We start from the raw sequence: 24,758 nt of genomic DNA on the forward strand, positions 1-24,758 counted from the left end.
GTGTTCTTGCGCAGCTCCAGGAACTCTTCGATATCCAAATGCCAGGTTTCTAGGTAGGTGCAGACCGCGCCTTTGCGCTTGCCGCCCTGGTTCACCGCGACGGCGGTGTCGTTGACCACTTTCAGGAATGGCACCACGCCTTGGGATTCACCGTTGGTGCCCTTGATGTGGCTGCCCAGGGCGCGCACACGGGTCCAGTCGTTACCCAGGCCGCCAGCAAACTTCGACAGCAGGGCGTTTTCCTTGATGGATTCGTAAATGCCGTCCAGATCGTCGGGCACGGTGGTCAGGTAGCAGGACGACAACTGGGGCCGCAGCGTGCCGCTGTTGAACAGCGTGGGCGTGCTGGACATGAAGTCGAACGACGACATCACTTCGTAGAACTCGATGGCGCGGGCTTCGCGGTTGGGCTCATTGAGCGCCAGACCCATGGCCACGCGCATGAAGAAGGCCTGGGGCAGCTCGATACGGGTCTTGCGCACGTGCAGGAAGTAGCGGTCGTACAGAGTTTGCAGACCCAGGTAGTCAAACTGTAGGTCGCGCTGGGGCTTCAGGGCGGCGGCCAGTTGGGGCAGGTCGTAGGTCAACAGGGCGGCATCTAGTAGCTCGTTATCCACGCCTTTTTGGATGTACTGGGGAAAGTAGTCCACATATTTCGCGGCCAACTCGGCCTGCGTCAGGTCGGAGCCCAACACCTCTTTGGCGATGGTGTGCAGCAGCAAGCGGGCGGTGGCGTAGGTGTAGTCGGGATCGGTCTCGATCAGGGTCCGGGCGGCCAGGATAGCGGCCTTGTAGACCTCTTCCATGGGCACGCCGTCATACAGGTTGCGCATGGTCTCGGCAACGATGGGGGCGGCGGAGACTTCGCTGCCCAAACCGGCGCAGGCCTGCTCAATCAGTTGTTGCAGGCGGGCGGTATCCAGCGCCACGCGTTGGCCGTCGTCCAATACGTGCAGCACAGGCGTGGCAGGGGTTTGTTCGGCGACCTGCTTGGCCCGCTCTTGTGTGTGCCGCTCGCGGTACAGCACGTAGGCGCGGGCAATTTCATGGTGACCACCACGCATCAGGCTCAGTTCCACGTTGTCTTGCACGTCTTCGATATGGAAGGTGCCGCCACCGGGACGCGAGCGCACCAGAGCGCGCACCACTCCTTGCGTCAGCGTATCCACCACTTCGCGCACACTGGCCGAGGCCGCGCCCTGTGTGCCATGCACTGCCAAAAATGCTTTCATCATGGCGATGGCAATCTTGCCCGGCTCGAAAGGCACTACCGCGCCATTGCGGCGGATGATCTGGTAATGCGCCAGCATCTCGGGCGCGCTGGTATCGCTGCGGTCGCTAGGGCGCAGGGCGGATGGCAGTGGCTGAACGGCGGAGGGGGTGCTCAATGCTGTTTGCATGGTTTCCTTGGAGTCTGACGGGAGGTGTGGAATGGGCGGGCTAAAACGGACAGGGGATTTCCGCAAAAAAGCGGTAAAGAGCCCGGACGGTTCGTGGAATTGGCGAACTTTGCAATGCAAGTAAGACACTATATATAGGGTCCGACATCAATTCAAGCCACTACCGGTAGTGTATCTTGGCCAGGATGGTGGCGCTGCCCTGGGGCTTTTGCCGAGCTTGCGGCGGCAATCGCCCGACAAGCGTGGCCCTATCAGGCGAGTGCTGCGTACACCCAATAAACAAGCCGCTTTGCAGAGCATTTGCCCTGCAAAGCGGCGCAGTGCTTGGGTCTGCGTCCTTCTTTTATGCAGCTTGCGCTAGGCGAAAAAGGTCCGCATTGTTACATTTTTTATATTTGAACGGTCGATGGAAAGCTGCGGGCCTCCCAGCCGGTGCCGCGTTGCACTGCCTGCCAGTTAAATCCCGCCCCCGGATCGTGCTTGCGGCCGGGTGCGATGTGCTCATGGCCCGCTACATATCGGATGGGGTAGGTGGGCCGAAGCGCAGCCAGCAGGCTGACCAATGTTTCGTATTGCTCCGGCTCAAAGGGCTCACCCTCCAGGCCTTCAAGTTCGATACCGATGGAGTCGTCGTTGCAGTTGCTGCGGCCCCGGTAGTGCGAGGCACCGGCGTGCCAGGCCCGGTCGTCGGCACTCACAAATTGCCACAGCTCGCCCTGGCGGCGGATATAGAAGTGGGCCGACACCTGCAGGCCACGGATGCTTTCAAAGTACGGGTGGGCGCTCCAGTCCAGGGTGTTGCCAAACAGGGCTTGCACCTGGTTGCCGCCGTACTCGCCCGGCGGCAGGCTGATGGAATGGACCACCACCAGATCGGTACGCGCGCCTTCGGGCCGGGGGCCGAAATTGGGCGACTTGTGCTGGTGGGCAAACCGGTACCAGCCGTGGGTCCACAACGGCGCTGGCGATGCAAGGCGCAGCTCAGGCAGTTTAGGGGTCTTGGGGTTCATGGTCTTGCGGGGTGGCGATGTTCAGGCGTTCGATGCGGTAGCGGATCTGCCGCAGGCTCAGGCCCAGGCGCTGGGCGGTGGCTGTCCGGTTAAAGCCGGTATCTAACAGCACCTTGACCAAAATTTCCCGTTCCTGCTGGTCCAGAAAAGCCTGCAGATCCGTGGGAATGGTGGTGGACCTGGTGGCGCTGGCACTGGGTTCCTCGGGCGAGGCCTGCAGCGGGGTGGGCTCGGTGGCATCAAAGTCGGTATTGAAGTCGACGTGTAGGGCCTCGCCGTCGCCCATGGCCACGGCACGGTGCAGCAGGTTTTCCAGCTCGCGCACATTGCCGCTCAGCGGGTGGCTGGCCAGTTGGGCCAGCAGCTCGGGCGACAACAGGGGTACCGGCATGCAGGATTCCGCCGCGATGCGGACCAGCAGTGCCTCGCACAATGCGGGCAGGTCGCCCCGGCGCTCGCGCAGCGGCGGCACGGCGATTTCAATCACATTCAGCCGGTAGTACAAATCCTGCCGAAAGCGCCCGGCCTTGACGTCTGCGGCCAGGTCCTTGTGGGTGGCGCTGACGATGCGCACGTCCACCGCGTCTTCCTGGGTGGAACCCAGCGGGCGCACGCTGCGCTCCTGGATGGCCCTTAGTAGCTTGGATTGCATGGCCAGCGGCAGGTCGCCAATTTCGTCCAGAAACAGGGTGCCGTCACGGGCGGCTTGGAAATAACCTGGCCGGTCTTGCGCCGCGCCGGTGTACGAGCCCTTTTTGGCTCCAAAAAACTCGGCCTCCAGCAGGTTCTCGGGGATGGCGCTGCAGTTCACGGCCACCAGTGGTCCGGCGGCGCGGTGGCTGTTGGCATGCAGGGCCTGGGCCACCAGCTCTTTGCCGGTTCCCGATTCACCACGCACCAGCACTGGAGCCATGCTGCGCGCCACTTTGACGATGCGCTGTTTCACCAGTTGCATGGCCTCGGATGCACCTACCAATTTTTGTAGCGCCCCCTGACCGCTGGATAAGCGCTGAGAGGACTTTTCGTTACTAATAACAGAGGGACGTGAGGATGGGCTGGTGTCCTGGATGGCCGATGCCACCACGGCCCGAAATTGCTTCAGATCGACCGGCTTGGTCAGATAGTCAAAGGCCCCGGCTTTCAGGGCTTCGACCGCACTTTCGGCCGAACCGTAGGCGGTCATGACGATGACGCGCTCGGGCCGCTGCTCGGCCTTCAGGCTGTGCAGCAGGGCGATGCCCAGCCCGTCGGGCAGGCGCATGTCGGTGATCACCACGTCAAAGCGTTTGTCCTGCAGCAGCACGCGGGCCTCCTGCAGGTCGGCGGCGGTGTCGATGCGGTAGCCCTCGCGCAGCAAGGTCAGCTCGTACAGGGTGCGCAGGTCGGGCTCGTCGTCCACCACCAGGACAGATGCCGCAGGCAAAGAAGGGGGCTGTGCCATAGGGTGAGGATCGTGTGAGGAGGTCAGACCGGTTGGATGTCAAAAGAGCGGGCCACCAGCGTACTGGGCTTGGGCGGGCGAAACTGCACCATAAATGCATTGCCCTGCACCGCCAAGCCGCCGCGCTCGCGGGTGGCGCGCTGGTAGGCGATGCTGGCACGGTGCCGTTCGCACAGTTCCCGGCAAATATACAGACCCAAACCGCTGGATCGGCTCTCCGAGCTGAAAAAAGGTTCGAACAGGTGCTGCTCCACCGCCTGTTCCATCGGCGGGCCGTCGCTCCACACCAGCAGGCTGGATTGCCGGTCCGGCAGCAACCGGGTGTCCACCTGGATGGCCCCGACCTGGCCGCTCTCGTAGCGCAGGGCGTTGTCCAGCAGGTTGACCAGCACGCGGCGCAGATGGTCAGGGTCAAAGTCCACCGGTAAACCCAGTGTGCCCAGCGACACCTGCACCTTGCGCCGGGTCGGGTCTTGTTGCGACCAGTCGCGGCAGACGGTGTCTACCGCCTCGTCCAGCTTGATCTGCAGCGGGGCGCTGCCGTGCCCGGAGCGTACCGGAACCCGGGCAATCTCCAGCACCTCGTCGACAATTTTGGCCAGCCGCTGGGCGTTGTGCCGCACCATGGTGGTCAGCCGCTGCTGGGCCGGGTCGGTCAGGTCTTCTTCCAGCAGGGCATTGGCCTGGGTGATGGCCGCCAGCGGATTGCGGATTTCATGCGCCACGGCCGCCGACATACGGCCCATGGCGGCCATTTTCTCGGTACGCAGCCGGGCCTCCATCTCCCGCAGGTCGTGCAGGAACATCACGCACAGGCTGTCGGCCTGGCCCTCTTCGGCGGCTGTCATGCGGGTGCGCACCCGCACCCGGCGCGGGCTGCGGCCGGTGTGCTGGATACGGATATCGGCCTGCTGGGTGCTTTCTTCGGCAAAGGTCTTTTGCGCCAGGGCCAGCAGCGCCAGCCAACCGGGTTGGCTGTCGAGTTGCAGCGGGGCCTTGCCGGTGCGGCTGTCGGTGCCCAACAGCAGGCGGGCCGCCGGGTTGGCGGCGCGGGCGCTGCCACTGGCATCGACGACCAGCACGCCGTCGGTCAGGGTTTCAATCACCAGCTCGTTGACCCGGGTTTGCAGTTGCGCGTCCTGTTGGCTGTGCAGCGCAAGTTGCTCTTCGCGCTCCAGCCGTACCGCCAGCTGGTTGACCAAAAAAGCCGCCACAAAATAGCCCATGCCGGTCATGCCGCTTTGCATGAACAACGCGGCTTCGTCGCCCGCACGGTGGGTATACAGCTTCCAGATATCCAGCAGCAACAGCAACAGCGTCATGCCCGCCGCCGTGCCCAGGGCGATGGCCCGTCGGCCTAGCACGGCTGCCAGCAGCACCGGCAAGCCCAGCAGTGGACTGTAGTTGATGCTGCCCCCTGATTGCATCAGTTGCAGGGTGGAGAACACCAGTGCATCCACTCCTACCGTACCCATCCAGAAGCGCTTGGAAGGATGCCCGCTGTGGCTGTGGCTGGGCCGCCCAGTCAGGCGCAGCGCCAGCGCGCTGGCCAGGTAGCCGCTACAAAACAGCAACATCCAGGGCGACACCGTCTGGCCCAGTGCCAGCAACGCGCCGTGCCAGACCAGAATCGCCAGCGCAATCGTTACCCGCGCGGTCATAAACCCGTACCAGACCCGCGCCAGGGCCAGCGGGTCAGACTCTGCCAGATGCGCTGCGGGGCTGGCGGGTGTCACCGTGGTGCCTGCTCGGCCTGTGTGCGGTGGGCGGGACCACAGTACACGCCGTGCGCGGTCGTCAATGCCTCGTTTTGCGGCAACAGCACGCCACACACCTGGCAGGGCACCATGTTTTGCAGCACCTTGGGCGCCGCCGTGGTCGGGCGCTTGTCCTGCACCCGCCGGGAACGCCACAGCCACACGCCGAGCAGCACCGCCAACAAGACGACTAGCAGCTTCATGCGACACGCCCCAGTACCACTTCCAGCACAAAGCGCGAGCCCACATAGGCCAGCAGCAGCAGCCCAGCCCCGGCATACAGCACCCGCACGGCTTTGCGGCCACGCCAGCCAAACCGACTACGGCCCAGCAGCAGCACCGCAAAGGTCAGCCAGGACAGCACCGAAAACACGGTTTTGTGGTTCCACTTCCAACCATGCACGCCGTAGAGTTGCTCGTCAAACAGCCAGCCGACCAACAGCGTGGCAGACAGCAGCACAAAGCCCGCACTCACCAGCCGAAAGGTCAGCCGTTCCAGCGTCAGCAGCGGGATGCCGCTGGGCGAGTCTGCCGCTTTGCGCATCTGCCGTTCGGCCCGGGTCATCAGCCAGGCATGCACCACCGCCGCGGCAAACAGGCCGTACGAAGCAATACCCAGCGCCCAGTGCAGCGGCAGCCAGGGCGAAGCCATCTCGTGCAAGGGCGTGCCGGGAAACAGCAAGGCCAGCAGCACCGCCACCGCGCCCAGCCCGGCCAGCGCCCAGCGGGCCTGGAGCTGGGGGAACAAATGGCTTTCTACTGCGTACACCGTCAACACCAGCCAGGCCGTGACCGACAGCGCGGGCGCAAAGCCAAAGCGCGGCGGTGTGCCAAACAGCCCCAGGCTCAGCACCAGTGCGTGCAGCAGCCAGGCCAGCCACAGCGCTCCCCGGCTGGCGCGCATGCTCAAGCGGGCGGCCCCTACGGCCGGCACAGCATAGGCCAGCGCCGTGGCGGCAAACAGCAGCACGGTGGCGAGAGGCGCGGTCGTTAAAATCATCCACTAAGTTTAGCGTTTCACTCTTTCCCCTTTTCTCCCCCGCCCAACCCTCCCCGGACACTTCTTTATGGCCTCCGCTCTTACCGATAAACTCTCTCGCCTGGTCAAAGAAATCCGGGGCCAGGCCCGCATCACCGAGGCCAATGTGGCCGACATGCTGCGCGAAGTGCGCATGGCCCTGCTGGAGGCCGACGTGGCCCTGCCGGTGGTACGCGACTTCATCGCCCGCGTCAAAGAAAAAGCCTTGGGCCAAGAGGTAATGGGGTCCCTGTCGCCGGGCCAGGCGCTGGTGGGCATCGTCAACCGGGAACTCAGTCGCACCATGGGCGAGGGCATCAGCGACATCAATCTGGCCACCCAGCCGCCTGCCGTCATCCTGATGGCCGGTCTGCAGGGCGCGGGTAAAACCACCACCACCGCCAAGCTGGCCAAGCACCTGATCGAAAAGCGCAAGAAGAAGGTGCTCACCGTGTCCGGCGACGTGTACCGCCCGGCCGCCATCGAGCAGCTCAAGATGGTCACCAGGCAAGCCGGGGCCGAATGGTTCCCCAGCACGCCCGACCAGAAGCCGCTGGACATCGCCGCCGCCGCTATCGACTACGCCCGCAAGCACTACTTTGATGTGCTGCTGGTTGATACCGCCGGTCGTCTGGCCATTGACGAAGTGCTGATGCGCGAAATCAAGGACCTGCACGCCTTTTTGAAGCCGGTGGAAACCCTGTTCGTGGTCGATGCCATGCAGGGCCAGGACGCGATCAACACCGCCAAGGCCTTTTCCGACGCGCTGCCGCTGACCGGCATCATCCTCACCAAGACCGACGGCGATTCGCGCGGCGGTGCCGCCCTGTCGGTGCGCCATGTGACCGGCGTGCCCATCAAGTTTGCCGGTACCAGCGAAAAAATCGACGGCCTGGAAGTGTTCGATGCCGAGCGCCACGCCGGGCGTGTGCTGGGCATGGGCGACATTCTGGCCCTGGTCGAGCAGGTCACCGCCGGGGTCGATATGGCGGCGGCGCAAAAGCTGGCTGCCAAGGTCAAAAGCGGCGAAAGCTTTGACCTGAACGATTTTTTGAGCCAGATCCAGCAGATGAAGCAAATGGGCGGCCTGTCCAGCCTAATGGACAAACTGCCCGCCCAGATGGCCGCCAAGGCCGGCTCCATGGACATGGACAAAGCCGAGCGCGACATCCGCCGCAAGGAAGGCATCATCTACAGCATGACCCCGCTGGAGCGCCGCAAGCCCGATCTGATCAAAGCTACCCGTAAGCGCCGCATCGCCGCCGGTGCCGGGGTGCAGGTGCAAGAAGTGAACCGCATGCTCAACGAGTTCAGCCAGATGCAGGACATGATGAAGAAAATGAAGGGCGGCGGCATGATGAAGATGATCAAGCGCATGGGCGGCATGAAGGGCATGCCGAAATTCTGAAGCACCCCCGGGCTGCAGCTGTGCTGCGCCCCCCCCCTTGCAGGGGGCAACAGCAGCGGCTCGACGGAGCCAGTTCCGCGCTGTTTTCGAAGAGGTGGCGCTTGGGGAATATTTGCTGCCTTTTAGGTCTTGCGCGCTTATCCCATCTGCATTGGCAGCTCTCTTTTGAATAGCTATGACGGGCAGCCGCTGGCGCATCAGGTTAAACCCTAGTTAGGCTCATTTGTCTTTGTTCGACTGTAAGAATATGTAGATACTCGGGGGTTGGGAACAATTTCTTACATTAAGCGACAGAGACTGAGCGCATGAAAAACCTGAAGATATCGACCCGGTTATTGGTGCTGGTGGGGGTGCTGTCGGCTTTGCTGGTGGCGATCGGGGCGGTGGGCTTGCTGGGCATTGCCAAGTCCAATGCGGCCATGGAGTCGATGTACCAGAACCGCATGCAAACCCAAAGCTCGGTGGCCGAGTTTCAGTTTTTGACCATGCGTAACCGGCAGCTTATTTCCAACGCCTTGTTGTCCCCGGTGCCCGAGAAAATAACCAAGGCGATGGCTGAAGCCGAGGCCAATATCCTCAAGGTCAACAAAGTTTGGGCCGCGCTGAAAGCCACCCCCATGGGCCCAGGCGGCGACACGCTGGTCAACGCCATTGATGGCAAGCAGCAAAAGATCATGCAAGAAGGCCTGCGCCCCGCAATCCAGGCCTTGGCCGACCAGGATGTGGCCACCGCGCGGGTGCTAGTGGTGCGCAAGTTTGGTGATTTATTCGACCCCATCTTTGACGATATCAGCGGCCTGCTGGAGCTAACCAAGGCCGATACACAGCGTGACTATGACGATGCCGTTGCCCGCTACACCACCATCCGCACCACGTTTATTACCGCCATCTTGGCCGGTATCGTGTTTGCGGCCCTGTTTGGCTACACCTTGATGCGTGGCATTACCCGGCCTTTGCTGCGGGCGGGCGAGGTAGCCAACGCCGTGGCCCAGGGGCGTCTGAACCAGGCCATCGATACGTCGGGCAAAGACGAAGTGGCGGTGGTGATGCAGGCCCTGGCCGCCATGCAGGCCAGCCTGTCGCAGGTGGTGGCGACGGTGCGCCAGGGGTCGGAGAGCGTGTCTACCGCCAGCGCCGAGATCGCCCAGGGCAACCACGACCTGAGTGCCCGCACCGAGCACCAGGCCAGCGCACTAGAGCAAACTGCCGCGTCCATGGAAGAACTGGGCTCCACCGTCAAGCAAAACGCGGACAGTGCTGTCCAGGCCAACCAATTGGCCCGGCGTGCCAGCGAAGTGGCGGTGCAGGGTGGCGACGTCGTGGCCCAGGTGGTGACCACCATGCAGGGCATCAATGCCAGCTCGAAAAAAATCTCCGACATCATTGGCGTGATCGACGGCATTGCCTTCCAGACCAATATCCTGGCTTTGAACGCTGCGGTGGAAGCCGCCCGCGCCGGCGAGCAAGGCCGGGGTTTTGCAGTGGTGGCCAGCGAAGTACGCTCCCTGGCCGGGCGCAGTGCCGATGCCGCCAAGGAAATCAAACTGCTCATCAGCGCCAGCGTAGACCGCGTGGCCCAGGGCACGGTGCTGGTGGACAAAGCTGGCACCACCATGGCCGAGGTGGTGGCGGCTATCCGCAATGCCACCGACATCATGGGTGAGATAAGCGCCGCCAGCCGAGAGCAAAGCCTGGGCGTATCCCAGGTAGGCGAGGCCGTGACCCAAATGGACCAAGCCACCCAGCAAAACGCCGCCTTGGTCGAGCAGATGGCCGCCGCCGCCAGCAGCATGCGCAGCCAGGCGCAAGAGCTGGTGGACGCAGTGGCCGTGTTTGTTCTGCCGCAGGGCTGACCCGCCCTTTTATTTTTCGGGTTTTAGGCTGCCAGTGCATATCTTGTATGCGTTGGCAGCTATTTTTTTTGGGAGCGCCATTGCCATTCAATGGGATGTTTCCTATAAATAACTTTACAAATTGGTTACTATTATTTACGTTCTAAACGACCGACTCGGCTGAGACCCGCTGTGCATGGCCTTGGCTACGAGGACTTTAAAACCCTTCAAAGGATTTTGACCATGCAACTTTCTGACTTCAAAGTCAGCACCCGCCTCAACTTTGGTTTTGGCCTGCTGGTGGCGCTTTCTCTGGTATCTACCGTCTTGGCCATCGGCAAACTCGGGGAGATTGAAAGCAATCTGGAGCAGGTGGTCCACACCAACAACGCCAAGATCCATATCAACAACGCCCTGGCGAACGACGTGCACATCGTGGCCCGGGTGATCCGCACCATCGCCCTGCTGGAAGATGTACCGGCCAAGGAGCGCGAGCTGCAGAAGGTGACCGCGGCCCGCGAGGATTACAACCAGAACTGGGCGGCACTGCAAAAGTTTCCGCCCAGCGAGGCCGCACGCGCCAACCGCGCCAAGATCGAGCAGGGGGCTGCGGTGGCCCGGCCTATCAACAACCAAGTGATCGCGCTGGGCATGGCCCAGAAAAATGCCGAGGCCACGGCGCTGCTGCTCAAAGAGGCCGGTCCGGCCACCACCGTGTGGCAGGACGCCATTGCCGAGAACATCGCCCTCCAGGATGCCCAAAACGACCAAACCTACCAAGACGCCTCGGCCGATTACCGGCAGGCCCGTGGCGTGCTGATCGGGTTTGGTGCCTTCAGCGTGTTGCTAGCGGCGCTCTCTGGCCTGCTCATTACGCGGTCCATCGTGCGCCAGCTCGGGGCTGAACCGGGTGTGGCCACGGCCTTGGCACAGGGCGTGGCTGCGGGCAACCTGGGGCTGTCCATCCAACTTCGGCAGGGCGATACCACCAGCCTGATGGCGCAATTGCAGAGCATGCAGACCAGTCTGGTGCAACTGGTGACCCAGGTCCGCCAGGGTTCGGACAGCGTGGCCACTGCCAGCGCCGAAATCTCCCAAGGCAACCACGACCTGAGCGCCCGCACCGAACAGCAGGCCAGTGCGCTGGAGGAAACCGCCGCGTCGATGGAGCAGCTCAGCGCCACCGTCAAGCAAAACGCCGACAGTGCCATCCAGGCCAACCAGCTCGCCCAGAACGCCAGTACCGTCGCCGTGCGCGGCGGCGACGTGGTGGCCGAGGTGGTGACCACCATGCAGGGCATCAACGACAGCTCCAAAAAGATTGCCGACATCATCAGCGTGATCGACGGCATCGCCTGCCAGACCAATATCCTGGCGCTGAATGCCGCGGTGGAAGCCGCCCGCGCCGGGGAGCAGGGCCGGGGTTTTGCGGTGGTCGCCAGCGAGGTGCGCTCCCTGGCCGGGCGCAGTGCCGATGCTGCCAAAGAGATCAAACTGCTCATCAGCGCCAGCGTGGATCGCGTGGCGCAGGGCGCGATGCTGGTGGACAAAGCGGGCACCACCATGGCCGAGGTGGTCAGTGCGATCCGCAGCGTCACCGGTATCGTGGGAGAAATCAGCGCTGCCAGCAACGAGCAAAGCGCAGGCGTATCGCAAATTGGCGAAGCCGTCTCGCAGATCGATCTGGTCACCCAGCAAAACGCCGCGCTGGTCGAAGAAATGGCCGCTGCCGCCAGCAGCATGAAGAGCCAGGCACAAGACCTGGTCGCCGCTGTGGCGGTGTTCACGCTACCGTCCACCATGCCGGCGCTGGCGTACCGCTAGACTTTTGGTAGCCTCCAGCGCAGGTGCCACCTGCGCTGGAGGCTGATTTGGCTTGAAGTTTCTATAGTTTAAAAACGCTGACCTGTTCCGACAGCCGCTCGGCCTGGCTGCGCATGGATTCGGCGGCCGACGCGGCCTCTTCCACCAAGGCGGCGTTTTGCTGGGTCACGCCGTCCATGGCGGTGATGGCACCATTGATCTGGTCGATACCTTGCGACTGGTCCTGGCTGGCCACGGCAATCTCGTTGATGATGTCCGTCACCCGCTTCACGCTTTGCACCACCTCGGTCATGGTGGTGCCCGCGTCGTTGACCAGGCGGGTGCTGTGCTCTACGTTGCTCACCGATTCATGGATCAGGGTCTTGATCTCTTTGGCTGCCGCCGCGCTGCGCTGGGCCAGGCTGCGCACTTCACTTGCCACCACGGCAAATCCCCGGCCCTGCTCACCCGCGCGGGCGGCTTCCACGGCGGCGTTCAGCGCGAGGATGTTGGTTTGAAAAGCGATGCCGTCGATCACGCCAATGATGTCCACGATCTTGTTGGAGCTGGCGTTGACCGTGCCCATGGTGCCCACAATCTGCGCCACCACCGTGCCGCCCTTGACGGCCACGGTCGATGCCGCAGCGGCCAGCTGGCTGGCGTGGCGGGCGTTGTCGGCGTTTTGCTTGACCGTGTGGGTCAGGTGCTCCATCGACGAGGCGGTTTTTTCCAGCTCGCTGGCCTGCTGCTCGGTACGTACCGACAGGTCGTTGTTGCCCGCGGCGATCTGGCTGGACGCGGAGGCGATGCTGTCGGTGCCGCTGCGCACTTCGCCGACGATGTTGGCAATGCTGTTGCGCATGCCGTGGATGGCGTGCAGCAGGCTGTGGGTGTCGCCTGGTCGCAAGGCAATGGGCACCGACAAATCGCCGCGCGCCATGTGGCCGGTGATGCTGGCAGCGTAGTCGGGCTCACCGCCCAGCTGGCGCAGCAGGCCGCGCGCAATCAGCAGGCCCAGGCCCAGCAGCAAGGCGGCTAGCACCAGTGTGCCAAGGCCAAAGCTGAGGATGCGCCCCTGGATGGTGGCATCTACGGTGTCTACGTACACGCCCGATCCAATCACCCAGCCCCAAGGGGCAAAGCCTTTGACGTAAGAGACTTTTTCGACCGGATTCTCGCTGCCGGGCTTGGGCCAGAGGTAGGACACAAAGCCGGCACCGCTGGCTTTGACGGTATTGGCGAATTCGACAAAGATGTGTTTGCCGGTGGGGTCTTTGTTGTCCGTGAGGTCCTTGCCCTCCAGCTCGGGCTTGATGGGGTGCATCACCATCACGGGTCGCATGTCGTTGATCCAGATGTACTCCTTGCCGCTGTAGCGCATGACCCTGAGCGCGGCGATGGAGAGTTGCTGCGCCTCCGCATCGGTGGCCTTGCCTTGCGCCACCAGGGCCTGGTAGTTGGCCACCAGGCTGTGCGCGACTTCGACCGCCTGGCGCACGCTGTTTTGGCGCTCTTCCATGATGAGGCGGCGCTCGGAGATCAGGAACACTGCTGTCAGCACCACCAGGCCGACCAGCGCGCTGAAGTTCAGCATCGCCAGCCGTTTGGAAATGCTCATGCTGCGTAAACCGTTGAAGATCATGGCGTGGACTTTCAAAAAGACGGGTTACCTAAAAGTTACAAAGCGTAGCATTTTCGGACGGTTTTGGCTGCCGTATTTACGCCCACGGGCCGCAATGGATCGGCGCACAGCAGTCCGATTTTTGCTATTAAATAAGGAGCTTTTAGCGCAGGTGCAATATGCGCTGGAGCCTGTTTTTATCTGTAATTCAGCCCGCGCGCACCAGTTTGGCATCCAGGGCGTTGCGCAGGGTCAGTGCGTTGTCGGCCAGGTGCTGGCGGGTTTCCGGGCTATTGCCGCGCCGCTGCAGAGCGGTGTGGATGCGCGCCAGCAAGGCTGTGGCCTGGCCGCGCACCATGCTGCGGGCTTCGGCGCGCGTGGCCCCGGCGGGGCGCAGCACCAGGGCGGCCAGGCGCTCGGTGTAGGCCTGCTGCAGCTCGCGCTGCTCTGCGGTGGGTGGTGCGGTGCCGGAGGAGGTCAGGTCGGCCCAGACCTCGGCTTCAACGCGGCGCACCAGCTCGGGCAGGCGCAGTGCGTCGGCACCGGGGGCCAGGCGGCTGTCGTTGTCCAGTAGTTTGCCCGCCAGCGCGTCGCCCATCAGGCTGTTGAGCACCAGCAGGCGCAGGCCAAATATCTCGCGGGCCAGCGGCAGGTCGCCGGCGCTGGTGGGGTTCTCGGTACGGGCTAGGTAGTCGGGCACCAGGTGGCGCTGTAGGCCGGGCGAGATGGCAAAACTGTGGGCATCCAGCACCTCGTGCAGCAGCAGGTCGAGCGCGGCGCGCTGCTCGGCGGCGGGCGCGGGTTGGACCGGGTCGCGTCCGGTGTTGGCATAGTCGCGCAGCATGCGCACGCCGCCCAGCTGGCGCAACAGGATGCCGGTGGCCGTGCCGGTGTCATTCAGCGACTCGCGCAGCAGGCGGCGCACGCGGCCCCAGTCCTGGTCGGGCGCGGGCTGCAGGGTTTCCAGCCGCTGGAACACGCTGTGGGCAATGGCGAAGCGCTGGCGGGCGTAGGCCACGGGGTCGTCGCCCAGGTCGCGCTGCAGGGTTTCGGGGTCGGCCCCGAGGGCGAAGTCGTCGTCCGTGCCGTAGGCCAGGGCGGGTTCTGCGCTGCGCCCGGCAATCTGTGCCAGCGTGGCGGCTTCCATGGCGGGGGCCAGGGGTCGGTAGGCGTAGGCTATGGCCCAGTAGTCGTAGGGGCCCAGCGCGGTCTGGAAGGCCGCCGGGCGCGGCTGGCCGGGCAAGGGTAGGGGAAACGGGAGATTCACCGGCAGGTAGTCCATCACCGAGCCGCCCAGGCCTTGCGCCCGGGTGAAGGCCGGGTCGGCCAGCTGCGCCTGGGTGAACAGCCGCGAGGCGCGGAAGTTGTGCCGCAGGCCCAGGGTGTGGCCCACCTCGTGCACCGTCAGGCTGGTGATGTAGTCGCGCACAAATTGCTCGGCTTCTGGGCTGTCGGGGGCGATGTCACCCTGGGCGGTGAGCAGGTCCAGCGCGTAGGCCAGTTGCTCGCCCGCTTCTGCGCCGATGTCGCAGTCCTGGCCGGATTCCGCCTGCATGTGGGCCGTGGTTTCGGCCATCGGAATGCCCAGGCGGCGGGTGGCCGAGGCCCGGGTAGCGCGCACGCTTTGGCTTTCGATGCGGATGTCGGCATCCAGAATCTCGCCGCTGCGCGGGTCCACGTGGCGCGGGCCGATGGCGGCAAAGCCGGTGCTGTTGTTGGTCGACCAGCGCACCGAGGCGCGGCCAAAGTCCAACGTGTCGAAGTCGGCATCGTCGGGCTGCTGCTGCACCCGGATCGCGTCTTTGAAGCCGATGCGCTCAAACGCCGGGTTCCACGCCAGGATGCCCGCGCGGATGGCCTCGCGGTATTTGAGCGGCACGCTGCGGTCGATCCAGTAGGTGATGGGCTTCACCGGCTCGGACAGGTCGGCCAGCGGGTCTTGCTTCTCCAGCCGCCAGCGGGCGATGAAGCGCTGCCGGGCGGTGGGGGCCAGGTCGTCACCAAAGTTGTCCACCGCCTCCACAAAGTGGCCAATGCGCGGGTCGGCCAGGCGCGGGGCCATGGTTTGCGCGGGCAGGCGGGCCAGCGAGTAGTTGATCTGGATGAACATGCTGCGCGGGTCCACCAGGTTGCGGGGTGTGCTGGGCAGGGACATGCCGGGCGCGGGCGGGGCAATACCGGCGGTGGCGTAGTGGTTCATCACCTCCAGCACCAGCAGCTCGGGCGTGCCGCGCACCTTCAGGATGGCCGAGTTGCGCATGTCCACGCCGTAGTTTTGCCGGTAGGTGTGGGCCAGTGCCTGGGCCACGCCGCCCATGTCGTTGATGAACAGCGCGCCCGCGTCCACCAGCACGCTGTGCCGGTTGGGGTGCGGTTGGCTGGCCACCGGCGTGCTGCCCAGCAGGCTGGGCGCGTAGGCGGCGGCCACGGCCCGGGCCTCGGGCGTGCCGGGCGGGGCCACGAAGTCGGTATTGCGCGCCACCAACTGCACCACGTTATGGATGCGGCGAAATTCCACCAGGCGCGGGGCCAGCATGCGCCCACCCAAAAGCCCGCCCTCGCCAATCCCGCTGGCCATCTTGGGGGATAAGAAGAAGGGTTTGCCGAAGTCGTCCGGCCCCAGCTCAAGCCAGAAACGCTCGTCCCGCTGGTACACCGAGAACAGCCCGATGCTGCGCTGCGTGCCCTGCAGCACGCTGGCAAACAGCGGCAGGGGCGACGGCGGCGCGCCGGGGGCACGCGGTGCGCTGGCCGCCGACTGCGCCACGATGGCCGCCGTGGTGGCCACGTTGGCGGCGGCCTGGGCTTCGTTCACCGCTTGGTTTACCTTGGTCGTGGTGGTAGTGCAACTGGCCAGCAAAAAGGCCAGTGGCAGCGAGATGCGGAGAAGGAGCGATGTCATGGCGCTGTGGTGTGATTTTTAGAACAAAAATGGCCGCTAGCGCAGATTCTGCCTGCGCCAGCGGCTATCAAAACCATAGTACCTGATGCGTAGGAAGTCGCTTCCTAAAATGCCGCATGGTTTTCCTTGCCCCTAGTCCCCAGCGCCCACTGTGTGGCCGTTGCCTGCGACCTCAAAGCACCTGCATCTGCCTGTGGGTGCGCCCCACCGCCCACGTGGTGGAGGTGCTGGTGCTGCAGCACCCGCTGGAAGTACACCAGGCCAAAGGCAGCGCCCGCCTGCTGCACCTCAGCCTGCCAAACAGCCAGCTGCACGTGGGCGAGGTGTTTGCCGCGCCGCCCTGGCCGATGGACGGCAAGCACACCCTGCTGCTTTACCCCGACACCCCGCAAGACACCGCCCCCGACCTGCGGGCCCCGCCCCCGCTACCGCCCGAGTGGCTGCGAGACCCATCTCGCCTGCGCCTGGTGGTGCTGGACGGCACCTGGCGCAAAAGCCGCAAGATGCTGTACCAGAGCCCCGCGCTGCAGGCGTTGCCGCGCTTGGCCCTGCGGGATGTGCCCCCGTCGCGCTACGCCATCCGCAAGGCGCACCAGCCCCACCAGCTGTCTACGCTAGAGGCGACCTGCGCGGCGTTGGGGCAGCTAGAGGGGAGCGGTAAGGATGGTGGGGGGCGGTTCCAGGCGCTGCTGGAGGCCTTTGACGGGTTTGTGGCGGAGCGGGCGGGGTTGCGGGCCGATCGCTATTGATTTAGTAGCTGCTAGCGCAGGTTTTATATGCGTTGGAGCTTTATTTTTAGGCTGATTTTAGGGCTGCGGTTGGTGCATTTTTGGCAGGGAAGGCCGGAAACCAGACCTGACCCTTGCACTTTGTGATCCTTGCCCTGTCACTGCATCGAAAAATGCAGCGCTGATCGGAAGTCATCAGCATCTGGTTGGTCACGGTGCACCACGTAATTTCCTTGCTCAGCGTCAGCGAGCGCACCGGCAATGCCTGCTCCTAAACCTGAACCGAGACCGATTACTGCCGGCGAAGCAGTTGGCACGGTTTGAATAGCTGTGTTCTGAGAAATTGGCTCAGTTCTATCGGTGGTTTGTGGGCTAACTGTAGTAATAGAAAGAATGGCTTCTCTACGTCGCGATTTGTCACCTAATGACCATGAATTCGAACCAAGTATAAAAAATACTTTAGGAGTTTGAAGAGCGTCAAAGGGAACATAAACTCCACAATCAATGGTGCGTAGCAGTCCAACCCATGCGTCACTACCGGCCCAGCCAGCGTTAACCACGGTTGAATTTAAGCATTCAAACGGACCTTCATAAAATATTCCCAGAGAGTCTTGTCGCGTCGCAATATATTTCCCTGCTTTTACGGTGTATTTCCACTTTATACCGGTGACTTTGTAGTAGGCCTCGTAGTTGGTGTCCTGGCTTAATTCAATATGCGCGCCGTTTGTAATAATTTTCAAATCATTTGGAGAAACTCCCGCGCATCCAGAAATTAATCCGATGATGGAGATTGTGGTGGCTAATTTTATTAAATTAAATTTCATTTTGAATGTGTTGAATTATTTGACTTGTGGACTAAATTTTAATGTTTCATGGAGCAGAAGTTGGAGTAAGGGAGACGTAATTAAAGTAATTGTCAGGCGGCATTAATGGGAATGAATGGCAAAGGCCGGAGACCGGCAAGTAGAGTCGGGGACGGGTCTGGTTTCTTGCCCGCTCCATCGAAAAGTGCGGAGGACGGCAAGGGTCCAGTCTTGTGTCTTGTCTATGGCCCGTTATCCGTGTAATTTTTCCAAAGGATGGAGAAGTTACACGGTTGAAATACCCGGTTGATTAGTCTCTTGCTCTCCGACGGACTGCGGGTGCCATAAGAGCCTGCCCCTTGTGCTATGACCGCCTTAAAGGCTCCTCTCAGGCATCTTGACCACCACAAGATGACCCGGTTGTGCCGCGCCGTGCCTCCCACCATGGCAAAGACTTCCCCGCGATAGAACTCATGGCGCTCGGTCTGCGCATCTTCCCAGGCCATAAATTCGGCAAGGGTCATCTTTTGAAGTGCGAATCCCATGGGCGGCTCCTTGCCTTGTGTGGTCGGAATTTATACATTCTCGCCTTCTCTGCCACTTCGCTTCTGCCGACCCATCATTCATATTTGGAATGGTATCAAATTAATAGCTGCTACTGCATGTTCTACCTGCGCTAGCGGTACTTTTTAGGATGATTTTTAAAGTGGTGCGGGGAGCGGGTTTTGACGCAAAGGGCAAGAAACAAGACCTGACCTTTGCCCCTCCGTGTCACGTCGGGGTGCGAAAATCTCCCCATGATTGAGCGCACCCAAACCCTAGGTGAAGAACTCGCCAACAGCGTAAGCCACGGCGTGGCCCTGCTGGCCGCTATGGTCGGAACGCCGTTCTTGATTTTGTCGGCCCGCGAACTATCGGTGGCCAGCCTGGTGGGTGCCTGCGTGTTTGCCTTCACCATGGTGCTGCTGTACCTGACCTCCACGCTGTACCACGCCCTGCCCGCAGGCCGGGGCAAACGCGTTTTTATGAAGCTGGACCACGGCGCGATCTACCTGTTTATCGCGGGCAGCTACACGCCGTTTGCGCTGGGCGCCCTCAGGGGACCTTGGGGCTGGACCCTGTTTGGCCTGGTCTGGTCAATGGCGGCCATGGGCATCTTGCTCAAGTCCTTCAACCGCCTGTCGCACCCCTGGCTGTCTACCGGCCTGTACCTGGCCATGGGCTGGCTGGTGCTGATCGCCGCCGTGCCGCTGGTGCAGCGGGTGCCCTCGGTCGGCGTGGCCCTGCTGGTGGCCGGTGGCCTGTCGTACACCTTGGGTGTCGTGTTCTTCATGTTGGACCACAAGGTTCGCTACGCTCACGCGGTATGGCATGCCTTTGTGGCAGCCGGAACGGCTTTCCACTTCTTTGCCGTGCTGCGCTACGCGGCTTGAACTTTGGCCGGGAGCAACGCCCGGCTACCCCATTTTGAAACCAACGTGAAACCACAGGTCTGCTGGAAGGGTATGGATTGCAATGGGCGCGATGCCCTGCAGGCTTACGCAAATGCAGAAAATGCGCTGATCAAGTTCTGGTTTTGGCTGTCCGCAACCACTTGGTACGCCAGGGCGGGATTGCCTTTCAAGACGGTTGCCCAATTGCCCGTATTTGCCGCGTTGGCATCCGTTGGGGCTCCCTCCAGGCCAACGTACTCGCCCGAAGCAATGGCCAGTTCGCTGCCACTGACCGGGGTTCCGGACTCCGTGGAACCCAGCAAATCCGAAAGATTAGATTGCGGTGTATCGCCAGCAACAGCCTTACCGGCTTGCAGGTAGGAGTTCAGCAAACCAGCCGCGGTATACGTCGGCGTAGCGGCTCCGCCAGAACCAAACGAGGCAATGATGGACGCATTGCCAGACTCTTGTACCGCCAGATCCGCCAGTTGGTTGATGCCCGCAGACCCGCCGTTCGCAGCATAAGGGGCGATCCAATTGCTAGATGTAAGTCCGGATACTGTGACCATAGTCTTCTTATTTTCTGCCTGCCTCCGCGGTTTTTCAATGAGCTTTACAGGCCAGAAACTTCTGGCACCTCGCCAATGAAGCTACATTGACGGCTGGCCATGGACACCCTCACCCCAACCCTCTCCCGCGCGCGGGAGAGGGGGTAAGGCAGGTCAAATCCCCAACGGATCCACATCCATCGCCCAGCGTATCAACCCCTTGGCCTCCGGCTGGCTGCGGGTGGCGCGCAGTACCGCTTGCCAGGCCAGCAGAAAGCGCTGCAGGGCTTGGCGGGAGGGGCTCTCTACCAGCATCTGGGCGCGTTCGATGTTGGCTACGCGCTGCACGCCCATGGGGACGGCGGGGTAGAGGGTGACGCGGTCTACGTCGGGCACGTCGCAGGCGGCGGCGCTGGCAAGTGTCAAAAAGGCCTGGGCGGCTTCTTGGGTGCGGGCTTCGGCGCGCACCAGGGCCTGGAAGCTGAAGGGCGGCATGCCGGCGATGCGGCGCTCGTCGAGCTGGCTGGCGGCGAAGGCGGGGTAGTCGTGCTGACGCAGTGCGGCAAACAGCGGGTGCTGGGGGTGTTCGGTCTGCACCCACATTTCGCTGGCGGCGCTCTGGGCGGCGTCGCGGCCTGCGCGGCCTCCGGCCTGCATCAGCAGGGCAAACAGGCGCTCGGGCGCGCGGAAGTCGCTGGAGAACAGTGCGCCGTCCGGCTGGATGGCAGCCACCAGGGTGATGCGGCGAAAGTCGTGGCCCTTGGCGATCATCTGCGTACCCACTAGCACATCGACCGCGCCGGTGTGGACCTCGGCCAGTTGGGCCTCTAGCGCGCCCTTGGCCTTGGTGCTGTCGGCATCGATGCGGGCCACCACTACCGGGCCACCGTCGGGGCGGCGCACGGTGGCGAGTAGCTCGGCCAGATGTTCTTCGAGGCGCTCGGTGCCGCGGCCCACGGGGGCGATGTCGGGGTTGCCGCAGCTGGGGCAGGCGCGGGGCACGGGCTCGGCAAAGCCGCAGTGGTGGCAGCGCAGGCTGCGGTCGATTTTGTGGAACACGCGGTAGGCGCTGCAGTGCGGGCATTCGCTCTTCCATTCGCAGCTGCCGCAGGCCAGCACCGGGGCGTAGCCGCGCCGGTTCAAAAACACCATGCTTTGCTCGCCGCGTGCGATGCGCTGCTGGATGGCGGCCAGCAACTGGGGCGAGAACACGGTTTTCTTTTGCTGCAAGCCCATATCGACCAGCCGCACTTTGGGCAGCGCACCCGCGCCGATGCGGCTGGGCATGGCCAGGCGCACGTAGCGGCCGCCCTCAGAAGCAGGGCGGCTGTGGTGCCAGCTCTCCAGCGACGGGGTGGCCGAGCCGAGCAGCACGCGGCAGGGTTCTGTGCCAGGGTTCAGCCGGGTTTCCAGCTGGCTGCGGTAGACGGCCAGGTCGCGGGCCGAGTAGCGTGCGCCTTCTTGCTGCTTGTAGCTGGGGTCGTGCTCTTCATCGACCACGATGAGTTTGAGCCGGGGCATGGACGCGAACACCGCCATGCGCGTGCCCAGCACGATGCGCGCCGTGCCACCGTGCGCGGCCAGCCAGCTTTTGAGGCGCTGCGGGGCGGTCATGCCGCTGTGCATGGACACCACGGCCGCCGCGCCAAAGCGGGGCTCGAAGCGTTCGCGAAAGCGGGCTTCGAGCTGCGGCGTGAGGTTGATCTCGGGCACCATCACCAGCGCCTGGGCCGTGGCATCGCGGGCCAGCAGGCTTTGCACCAATTGCAGGTAGACCTCGGTCTTGCCGCTGCCGGTGGAGCCGAACAGCAGGAATGGGCCGGGTTGAGACTCAAATGTGGCAATGGCGCTTATCTGCTCTGCGCTGAGTGCTACGGAATTGGTAGTGTCTGCTGCATTCGCATCCACTGCCCCGCTAGGCCGCTTGAGCCGCCGGGTCAGCTGCGCCGCGCCCAGTTCGCGCAGCTGCGGGGGCAGGGCGGCCAGGGCCACTTCGCCCACCGCACGCTGGTAGTACAGCGCCGCAAACTGCACCAGTCCGCGCCAGGCGGCGTTGAGCGGTGGTAGGCCGTCGAGTGCGGCGCTGAGGGGGCGGATCTCGAAAGTGGATGCTTCCGGGGGGCTGTCTACCGGTGCATCCCACACCACGCCCAGCGTCTCGCGCGTGCCCAGCGGCACCCGCACCAGGCTGCCAGGCGGCAGGGCGGCGGTGTGGCCATAGGTCAGTGGCCCGGCGATAGCGCTGTGGGCGGGGGTCTGGACGACGACGGAGAGCCGGTGCGGCATTTGTGTGCGTTATTTCACGTGAACTAGAGGGAAAGCGCCTAAGTGCTTGATTTGCAACTGATTTAAAAGGTATCCCAAGAATCTGTGGATAACTTTGTTGATATCTCTGCGGGGCGGGCTGCGAAGCCCGGTAAATCAAGGCTTTCGACGGATTGCCTCTAAAAAAAGCATTTTCAGATGACTATATAAATCAAAGACTTACATGCGCTATGGGTTTCATAGCGGGTGGTGTCGCCTTGGTGTTGCCATGCCGCACTGCACCACAGATTTTGTGCATAAGTGGTGCATGGCAAAACTATTTTTGCGGCGATTCGGGTCGTTTCAGTTGCGAATCTGGCGCGAAGCCAGGTGCACGGCCTCGATCAGCGCGGCCACGTGCTCAGGCGGCGTGTGCTGGTTGATGCCGTGGCCCAGGTTGAAGATGTGCGTGGGGCCGGTGCCTGCACCTTGGTGGGGCACGCCAAAGCTGTGCACCACGCGCTCCACCTCGGCGGCAATCTGCGCGGGCGGGGCAAACAGCACGTTGGGGTCGATATTGCCTTGCAGGGCCTTGCCTGGTCCGTCAACCGTGCCGCCCACCAGGGCGCGGGCCTTGGCCAGGTTGACGGTCCAGTCCAGGCCCAGCACTTCGCAGTCCAACCCGCCCATCTCGTCCAGCCACAGGCCGCCGCCCTTGGTAAACACCAGGCGCGGGATGCGTTGGCCGTTGTGCTCGGTTTTGAGTTTTTTCAGCACCTGCTGGGTGTAGGCCAGGCTGAACTGTTGGAATGCGCCGTCGGCCAGCACGCCGCCCCAGCTGTCAAAAATCATCACCGCTTGCGCGCCGGCTTCGATCTGGGCGTTGAGGTAGGCCGCCACGGCATCGGCATTGACCTGCAGCATGCGGTGCATCAGGTCGGGGCGGCTGTACAGCATGCTTTTGACCAGGCGGTAGTCGTCCGAGCCCTTGCCTTCGACCATGTAGCAGGCTAGCGTCCAGGGGCTGCCCGAGAAGCCGATCAGCGGCACCCGGCCATTCAGTGCGCGGCGGATGGAGGTGACGGCATTGGTCACGTAGCGCAGCTTGTCCATGTCGGGCACCTGCAGCGCGGCCACGGCAGCCTCGTCGCGCACCGGATGGGCAAAACGTGGGCCTTCGCCCTGCGCAAAGCTCAGGCCTAGGCCCATGGCGTCGGGCACGGTGAGGATGTCGCTGAACAAGATGGCGGCATCCAGCGGGAAGTGCTCCAGCGGTTGCAGCGTGACCTCGGTGGCGTAGTCGGTGTTGGTGGCCAGGCCCATGAAGCTGCCCGCCTTGGCCCGCGTGGCCAGGTATTCCGGCAGGTAGCGGCCGGCCTGGCGCATCAGCCACACGGGGGTGTGGTCGGTGGACTGGCGCAGACAGGCGCGCAGAAAGCTGTCGTTTTGGAGCGGGGCGAAGGACATGGCAGAGCGGCAGAGCAAACTCTGGAGCTTACCGCACGGTGCTTTCGCCCAGAGCAGACGGCCATGGTTCCATGGTTTCTGCCTGTTCAGGCGTGGCTGCGGACCCACGCCACCACGGCCGCGGCGCTGCGAAAGTCGTCGCAGGCACGGGCCGGGATATCGGGGTAACGCTGGTTCCAGATGCGCGCCAATGCCTGCCCCGGGCCAACCTCCAGAACACAGCGCACCCCGCGGGCGGCCAGGTTGTCCATGCATTCGTCCCAGCGCACGGTCTGGGCGATTTGCGCGGCCAGGGCCGCTTTGGCTTGCGCGGCATCCAGAATGCGGTCGGCCGCATTGCTGAACAGGGGGCTGCGTGGCCGCTGGAGCGGCAGCGGTGCCAGGGTCTGGGCGAAGCCATCTGCCGCGGTCTGCATCCAGGGTGTGTGCGAGGCAACATGGACCTTGAGGCGGGTGCAGTGTGCGTGGTGTTGCAAGGCCTGGCTTTCGGCCCTGGCCAGTGCGGCATGGGGGCCGCCAATGACCGCGCTGTCTACGCCGTTGCGGATAGCCACGGCCACGCCTGTTGCGTGGCACAGCGGTTCCAGTAAGGACATGGCCAGACCGCTGACGGCCAGCAAGCCACCCGGCGTGTGGGTGGCACAGCGGTCCATCGCCTCGGCGCGGTCGCGGGCCAGGGCCAGTGCCGTGGCAGCATCAAACACCCCGGCGGCGCTGAAGGCGGCCAACTCTCCCACGCTGTAACCGGCAATAGCGGCAGGCGACGGCAAATCTGTGGCCAGTTGCTGCCAGGCTGCCAGCCCCAGCCCCGTCAGCAGGCATTGCGCGTGACGGTTGCAGGCGGCCCACCCAGAGTCTTCGAGGGATGTGCGCCAATCGGCCACCTCCAGTTGTGCACAGGTTAGCCGCACCAGCGCATCGTCGGGAGCCAGCCAGGGCAGCATGGCCGGGTGCTGCATGCCTTGGCCGCTGAAGACCAGTGCGAAGCTCATGGCGCAGGCGAACAGAGCTGGACCACCCAGCAGGCGGCGGCCAGGGTGTCGGCAGAGCCTCCGGGCGACAGGTTGCGGACTTGAAAGTCGCAACCCATGGCGTGTGCTGCATCCATTCCCCCAGGACTGGTCGCCCCGCCTGCGGCCAGGTAGCCACGGGCCGACTGTTGGGCATGGCGCAAACCCTCCAGTCCGCCCCGGTGCGCCAGGTTGCTGTCGTCCAACACGGCCATGGTATGGAATAGCGTGTCCAGGCGTGCCTGCACGGGTGAGAGTCCCCGCGCCAGCCCTGCGACCAGGGTGGGTACGGCCGTCTCAAACAGCACCGGGAACGCCAACGCCGCCTCTTGC

20 protein-coding genes are annotated in these 24,758 nt (G+C 63.4%); 5 read left to right on the top strand and 15 right to left on the bottom strand.

Features of this window, described 5'->3' with window-relative positions:
* The 6 genes from ABI213_RS05490 to ccsA all read right to left on the bottom strand — a co-directional run.
* On the bottom strand, positions 1-1,400 hold a 1,400-nt coding region (locus ABI213_RS05490), incomplete at its 3' end, for an ATP cone domain-containing protein (RefSeq protein WP_348026353.1).
* Between the two features lie 389 nt (positions 1,401-1,789).
* A complete protein-coding gene (gene ampD, locus ABI213_RS05495) occupies positions 1,790-2,410 on the bottom strand; it encodes a 1,6-anhydro-N-acetylmuramyl-L-alanine amidase AmpD (protein WP_348004929.1) in 621 nt (206 codons plus the stop codon).
* Positions 2,391-3,851 carry a sigma-54 dependent transcriptional regulator gene (locus ABI213_RS05500; RefSeq protein WP_348004928.1) on the bottom strand — a complete coding sequence of 487 codons (1,461 nt, stop codon included), beginning with the start codon at positions 3,849-3,851 and terminating at the stop codon, positions 2,391-2,393. The genes ampD and ABI213_RS05500 overlap by 20 nt, the downstream gene beginning before the upstream one ends.
* 23 nt (positions 3,852-3,874) lie before the next feature.
* A complete protein-coding gene (locus ABI213_RS05505; RefSeq protein ID WP_348004927.1) occupies positions 3,875-5,587 on the bottom strand; it encodes a HAMP domain-containing sensor histidine kinase in 1,713 nt (570 codons plus the stop codon).
* Positions 5,584-5,811 (bottom strand): PP0621 family protein, encoded by a 228-nt coding sequence (locus ABI213_RS05510; protein WP_348004926.1) that lies wholly within the window; start codon positions 5,809-5,811, stop codon positions 5,584-5,586. Before ABI213_RS05510 ends, ABI213_RS05505 begins: the two co-directional genes overlap by 4 nt.
* Complete coding sequence (gene ccsA, locus ABI213_RS05515; RefSeq protein WP_348004925.1) at positions 5,808-6,608, bottom strand: cytochrome c biogenesis protein CcsA; 801 nt, start codon at positions 6,606-6,608, stop codon at positions 5,808-5,810. Before ccsA ends, ABI213_RS05510 begins: the two co-directional genes overlap by 4 nt.
* Before the next feature lie 67 nt (positions 6,609-6,675).
* On the opposite strand from ccsA, the gene ffh reads away from it, so the two are divergent.
* From ffh to ABI213_RS05530, 3 genes are all read left to right on the top strand, one after another.
* Positions 6,676-8,034, top strand: a complete 1,359-nt coding sequence (gene ffh, locus ABI213_RS05520; protein ID WP_348026355.1) for a signal recognition particle protein — start codon at positions 6,676-6,678, stop codon at positions 8,032-8,034.
* 305 nt (positions 8,035-8,339) lie between these two features.
* Positions 8,340-9,887 carry a methyl-accepting chemotaxis protein gene (locus tag ABI213_RS05525; RefSeq protein ID WP_348006050.1) on the top strand — a complete coding sequence of 516 codons (1,548 nt, stop codon included), beginning with the start codon at positions 8,340-8,342 and terminating at the stop codon, positions 9,885-9,887.
* A 222-nt stretch (positions 9,888-10,109) separates the two neighbouring features.
* Entirely contained in the window at positions 10,110-11,690 is a 1,581-nt protein-coding gene (locus tag ABI213_RS05530) for a methyl-accepting chemotaxis protein (protein ID WP_348006051.1), read from the top strand.
* A 61-nt stretch (positions 11,691-11,751) separates the two neighbouring features.
* On the opposite strand, the gene ABI213_RS05535 is transcribed toward ABI213_RS05530, so the two are convergent.
* Together ABI213_RS05535 and ABI213_RS05540 are read right to left on the bottom strand one after the other, a co-directional pair.
* A complete protein-coding gene (locus ABI213_RS05535; protein WP_348006052.1) occupies positions 11,752-13,287 on the bottom strand; it encodes a methyl-accepting chemotaxis protein in 1,536 nt (511 codons plus the stop codon).
* Positions 13,288-13,498: 211 nt separating this feature from the next.
* The gene (locus ABI213_RS05540; RefSeq protein WP_348006053.1) at positions 13,499-16,192 is read right to left on the bottom strand and encodes a zinc-dependent metalloprotease; all 2,694 of its coding nucleotides are present in this window, start codon (positions 16,190-16,192) and stop codon (positions 13,499-13,501) included.
* A gap of 116 nt (positions 16,193-16,308) precedes the next feature.
* On the opposite strand from ABI213_RS05540, the gene ABI213_RS05545 reads away from it, so the two are divergent.
* A complete protein-coding gene (locus ABI213_RS05545) occupies positions 16,309-16,941 on the top strand; it encodes a tRNA-uridine aminocarboxypropyltransferase (RefSeq protein ID WP_348026357.1) in 633 nt (210 codons plus the stop codon).
* Between the two features lie 137 nt (positions 16,942-17,078).
* On the opposite strand, the gene ABI213_RS05550 is transcribed toward ABI213_RS05545, so the two are convergent.
* Complete coding sequence (locus ABI213_RS05550) at positions 17,079-17,744, bottom strand: hypothetical protein (RefSeq protein WP_348007900.1); 666 nt, start codon at positions 17,742-17,744, stop codon at positions 17,079-17,081.
* A 221-nt stretch (positions 17,745-17,965) separates the two neighbouring features.
* Positions 17,966-18,268, bottom strand: coding sequence for a hypothetical protein (locus tag ABI213_RS05555; RefSeq protein WP_348007901.1), 303 nt, complete (start codon positions 18,266-18,268; stop codon positions 17,966-17,968).
* Positions 18,269-18,520: 252 nt separating this feature from the next.
* On the opposite strand from ABI213_RS05555, the gene ABI213_RS05560 reads away from it, so the two are divergent.
* The gene (locus ABI213_RS05560) at positions 18,521-19,156 is read left to right on the top strand and encodes a hemolysin III family protein (RefSeq protein WP_348007902.1); all 636 of its coding nucleotides are present in this window, start codon (positions 18,521-18,523) and stop codon (positions 19,154-19,156) included.
* Positions 19,157-19,260: 104 nt separating this feature from the next.
* On the opposite strand, the gene ABI213_RS05565 is transcribed toward ABI213_RS05560, so the two are convergent.
* From ABI213_RS05565 to ABI213_RS05585, 5 genes are all read right to left on the bottom strand, one after another.
* Positions 19,261-19,725 carry a hypothetical protein gene (locus ABI213_RS05565; RefSeq protein WP_348007903.1) on the bottom strand — a complete coding sequence of 155 codons (465 nt, stop codon included), beginning with the start codon at positions 19,723-19,725 and terminating at the stop codon, positions 19,261-19,263.
* A gap of 153 nt (positions 19,726-19,878) precedes the next feature.
* Complete coding sequence (gene priA / locus ABI213_RS05570) at positions 19,879-21,990, bottom strand: primosomal protein N' (RefSeq protein WP_348007904.1); 2,112 nt, start codon at positions 21,988-21,990, stop codon at positions 19,879-19,881.
* 321 nt (positions 21,991-22,311) lie between these two features.
* Complete coding sequence (gene hemE / locus ABI213_RS05575; RefSeq protein ID WP_348026359.1) at positions 22,312-23,415, bottom strand: uroporphyrinogen decarboxylase; 1,104 nt, start codon at positions 23,413-23,415, stop codon at positions 22,312-22,314.
* An 86-nt stretch (positions 23,416-23,501) separates the two neighbouring features.
* Positions 23,502-24,407 (bottom strand): acyltransferase domain-containing protein, encoded by a 906-nt coding sequence (locus ABI213_RS05580; RefSeq protein ID WP_348008774.1) that lies wholly within the window; start codon positions 24,405-24,407, stop codon positions 23,502-23,504.
* Positions 24,404-24,758: triphosphoribosyl-dephospho-CoA synthase (locus ABI213_RS05585; RefSeq protein WP_348026361.1), on the bottom strand; the 355-nt coding region annotated here is incomplete at its 5' end. The genes ABI213_RS05580 and ABI213_RS05585, both read right to left, overlap by 4 nt.

Source organism: Rhodoferax sp. (genome assembly GCF_039922535.1).
GTDB lineage: Bacteria > Pseudomonadota > Gammaproteobacteria > Burkholderiales > Burkholderiaceae_C > Rhodoferax_B.

Excerpts from the sequence above, each read along its gene's own strand:
- ABI213_RS05550 (WP_348007900.1), bottom strand. The coding sequence starts at position 17,744 with ATGAAATTTAATTTAATAAAATTAGCCACCACAATCTCCATCATCGGA.
- ABI213_RS05510 (WP_348004926.1), bottom strand. The coding sequence starts at position 5,811 with ATGAAGCTGCTAGTCGTCTTGTTGGCGGTGCTGCTCGGCGTGTGGCTG.
- ABI213_RS05500 (WP_348004928.1), bottom strand. The coding sequence starts at position 3,851 with ATGGCACAGCCCCCTTCTTTGCCTGCGGCATCTGTCCTGGTGGTGGAC.
- ampD (WP_348004929.1), bottom strand. The coding sequence starts at position 2,410 with ATGAACCCCAAGACCCCTAAACTGCCTGAGCTGCGCCTTGCATCGCCA.
- ABI213_RS05530 (WP_348006051.1), top strand. The coding sequence starts at position 10,110 with ATGCAACTTTCTGACTTCAAAGTCAGCACCCGCCTCAACTTTGGTTTT.
- priA (WP_348007904.1), bottom strand. The coding sequence starts at position 21,990 with ATGCCGCACCGGCTCTCCGTCGTCGTCCAGACCCCCGCCCACAGCGCT.
- ABI213_RS05560 (WP_348007902.1), top strand. The coding sequence starts at position 18,521 with ATGATTGAGCGCACCCAAACCCTAGGTGAAGAACTCGCCAACAGCGTA.
- ffh (WP_348026355.1), top strand. The coding sequence starts at position 6,676 with ATGGCCTCCGCTCTTACCGATAAACTCTCTCGCCTGGTCAAAGAAATC.
- ABI213_RS05555 (WP_348007901.1), bottom strand. The coding sequence starts at position 18,268 with ATGGGATTCGCACTTCAAAAGATGACCCTTGCCGAATTTATGGCCTGG.
- ABI213_RS05540 (WP_348006053.1), bottom strand. The coding sequence starts at position 16,192 with ATGACATCGCTCCTTCTCCGCATCTCGCTGCCACTGGCCTTTTTGCTG.
- hemE (WP_348026359.1), bottom strand. The coding sequence starts at position 23,415 with ATGTCCTTCGCCCCGCTCCAAAACGACAGCTTTCTGCGCGCCTGTCTG.
- ABI213_RS05545 (WP_348026357.1), top strand. The coding sequence starts at position 16,309 with ATGGTTTTCCTTGCCCCTAGTCCCCAGCGCCCACTGTGTGGCCGTTGC.
- ABI213_RS05535 (WP_348006052.1), bottom strand. The coding sequence starts at position 13,287 with ATGAGCATTTCCAAACGGCTGGCGATGCTGAACTTCAGCGCGCTGGTC.
- ccsA (WP_348004925.1), bottom strand. The coding sequence starts at position 6,608 with ATGATTTTAACGACCGCGCCTCTCGCCACCGTGCTGCTGTTTGCCGCC.
- ABI213_RS05525 (WP_348006050.1), top strand. The coding sequence starts at position 8,340 with ATGAAAAACCTGAAGATATCGACCCGGTTATTGGTGCTGGTGGGGGTG.
- ABI213_RS05580 (WP_348008774.1), bottom strand. The coding sequence starts at position 24,407 with ATGAGCTTCGCACTGGTCTTCAGCGGCCAAGGCATGCAGCACCCGGCC.
- ABI213_RS05565 (WP_348007903.1), bottom strand. The coding sequence starts at position 19,725 with ATGGTCACAGTATCCGGACTTACATCTAGCAATTGGATCGCCCCTTAT.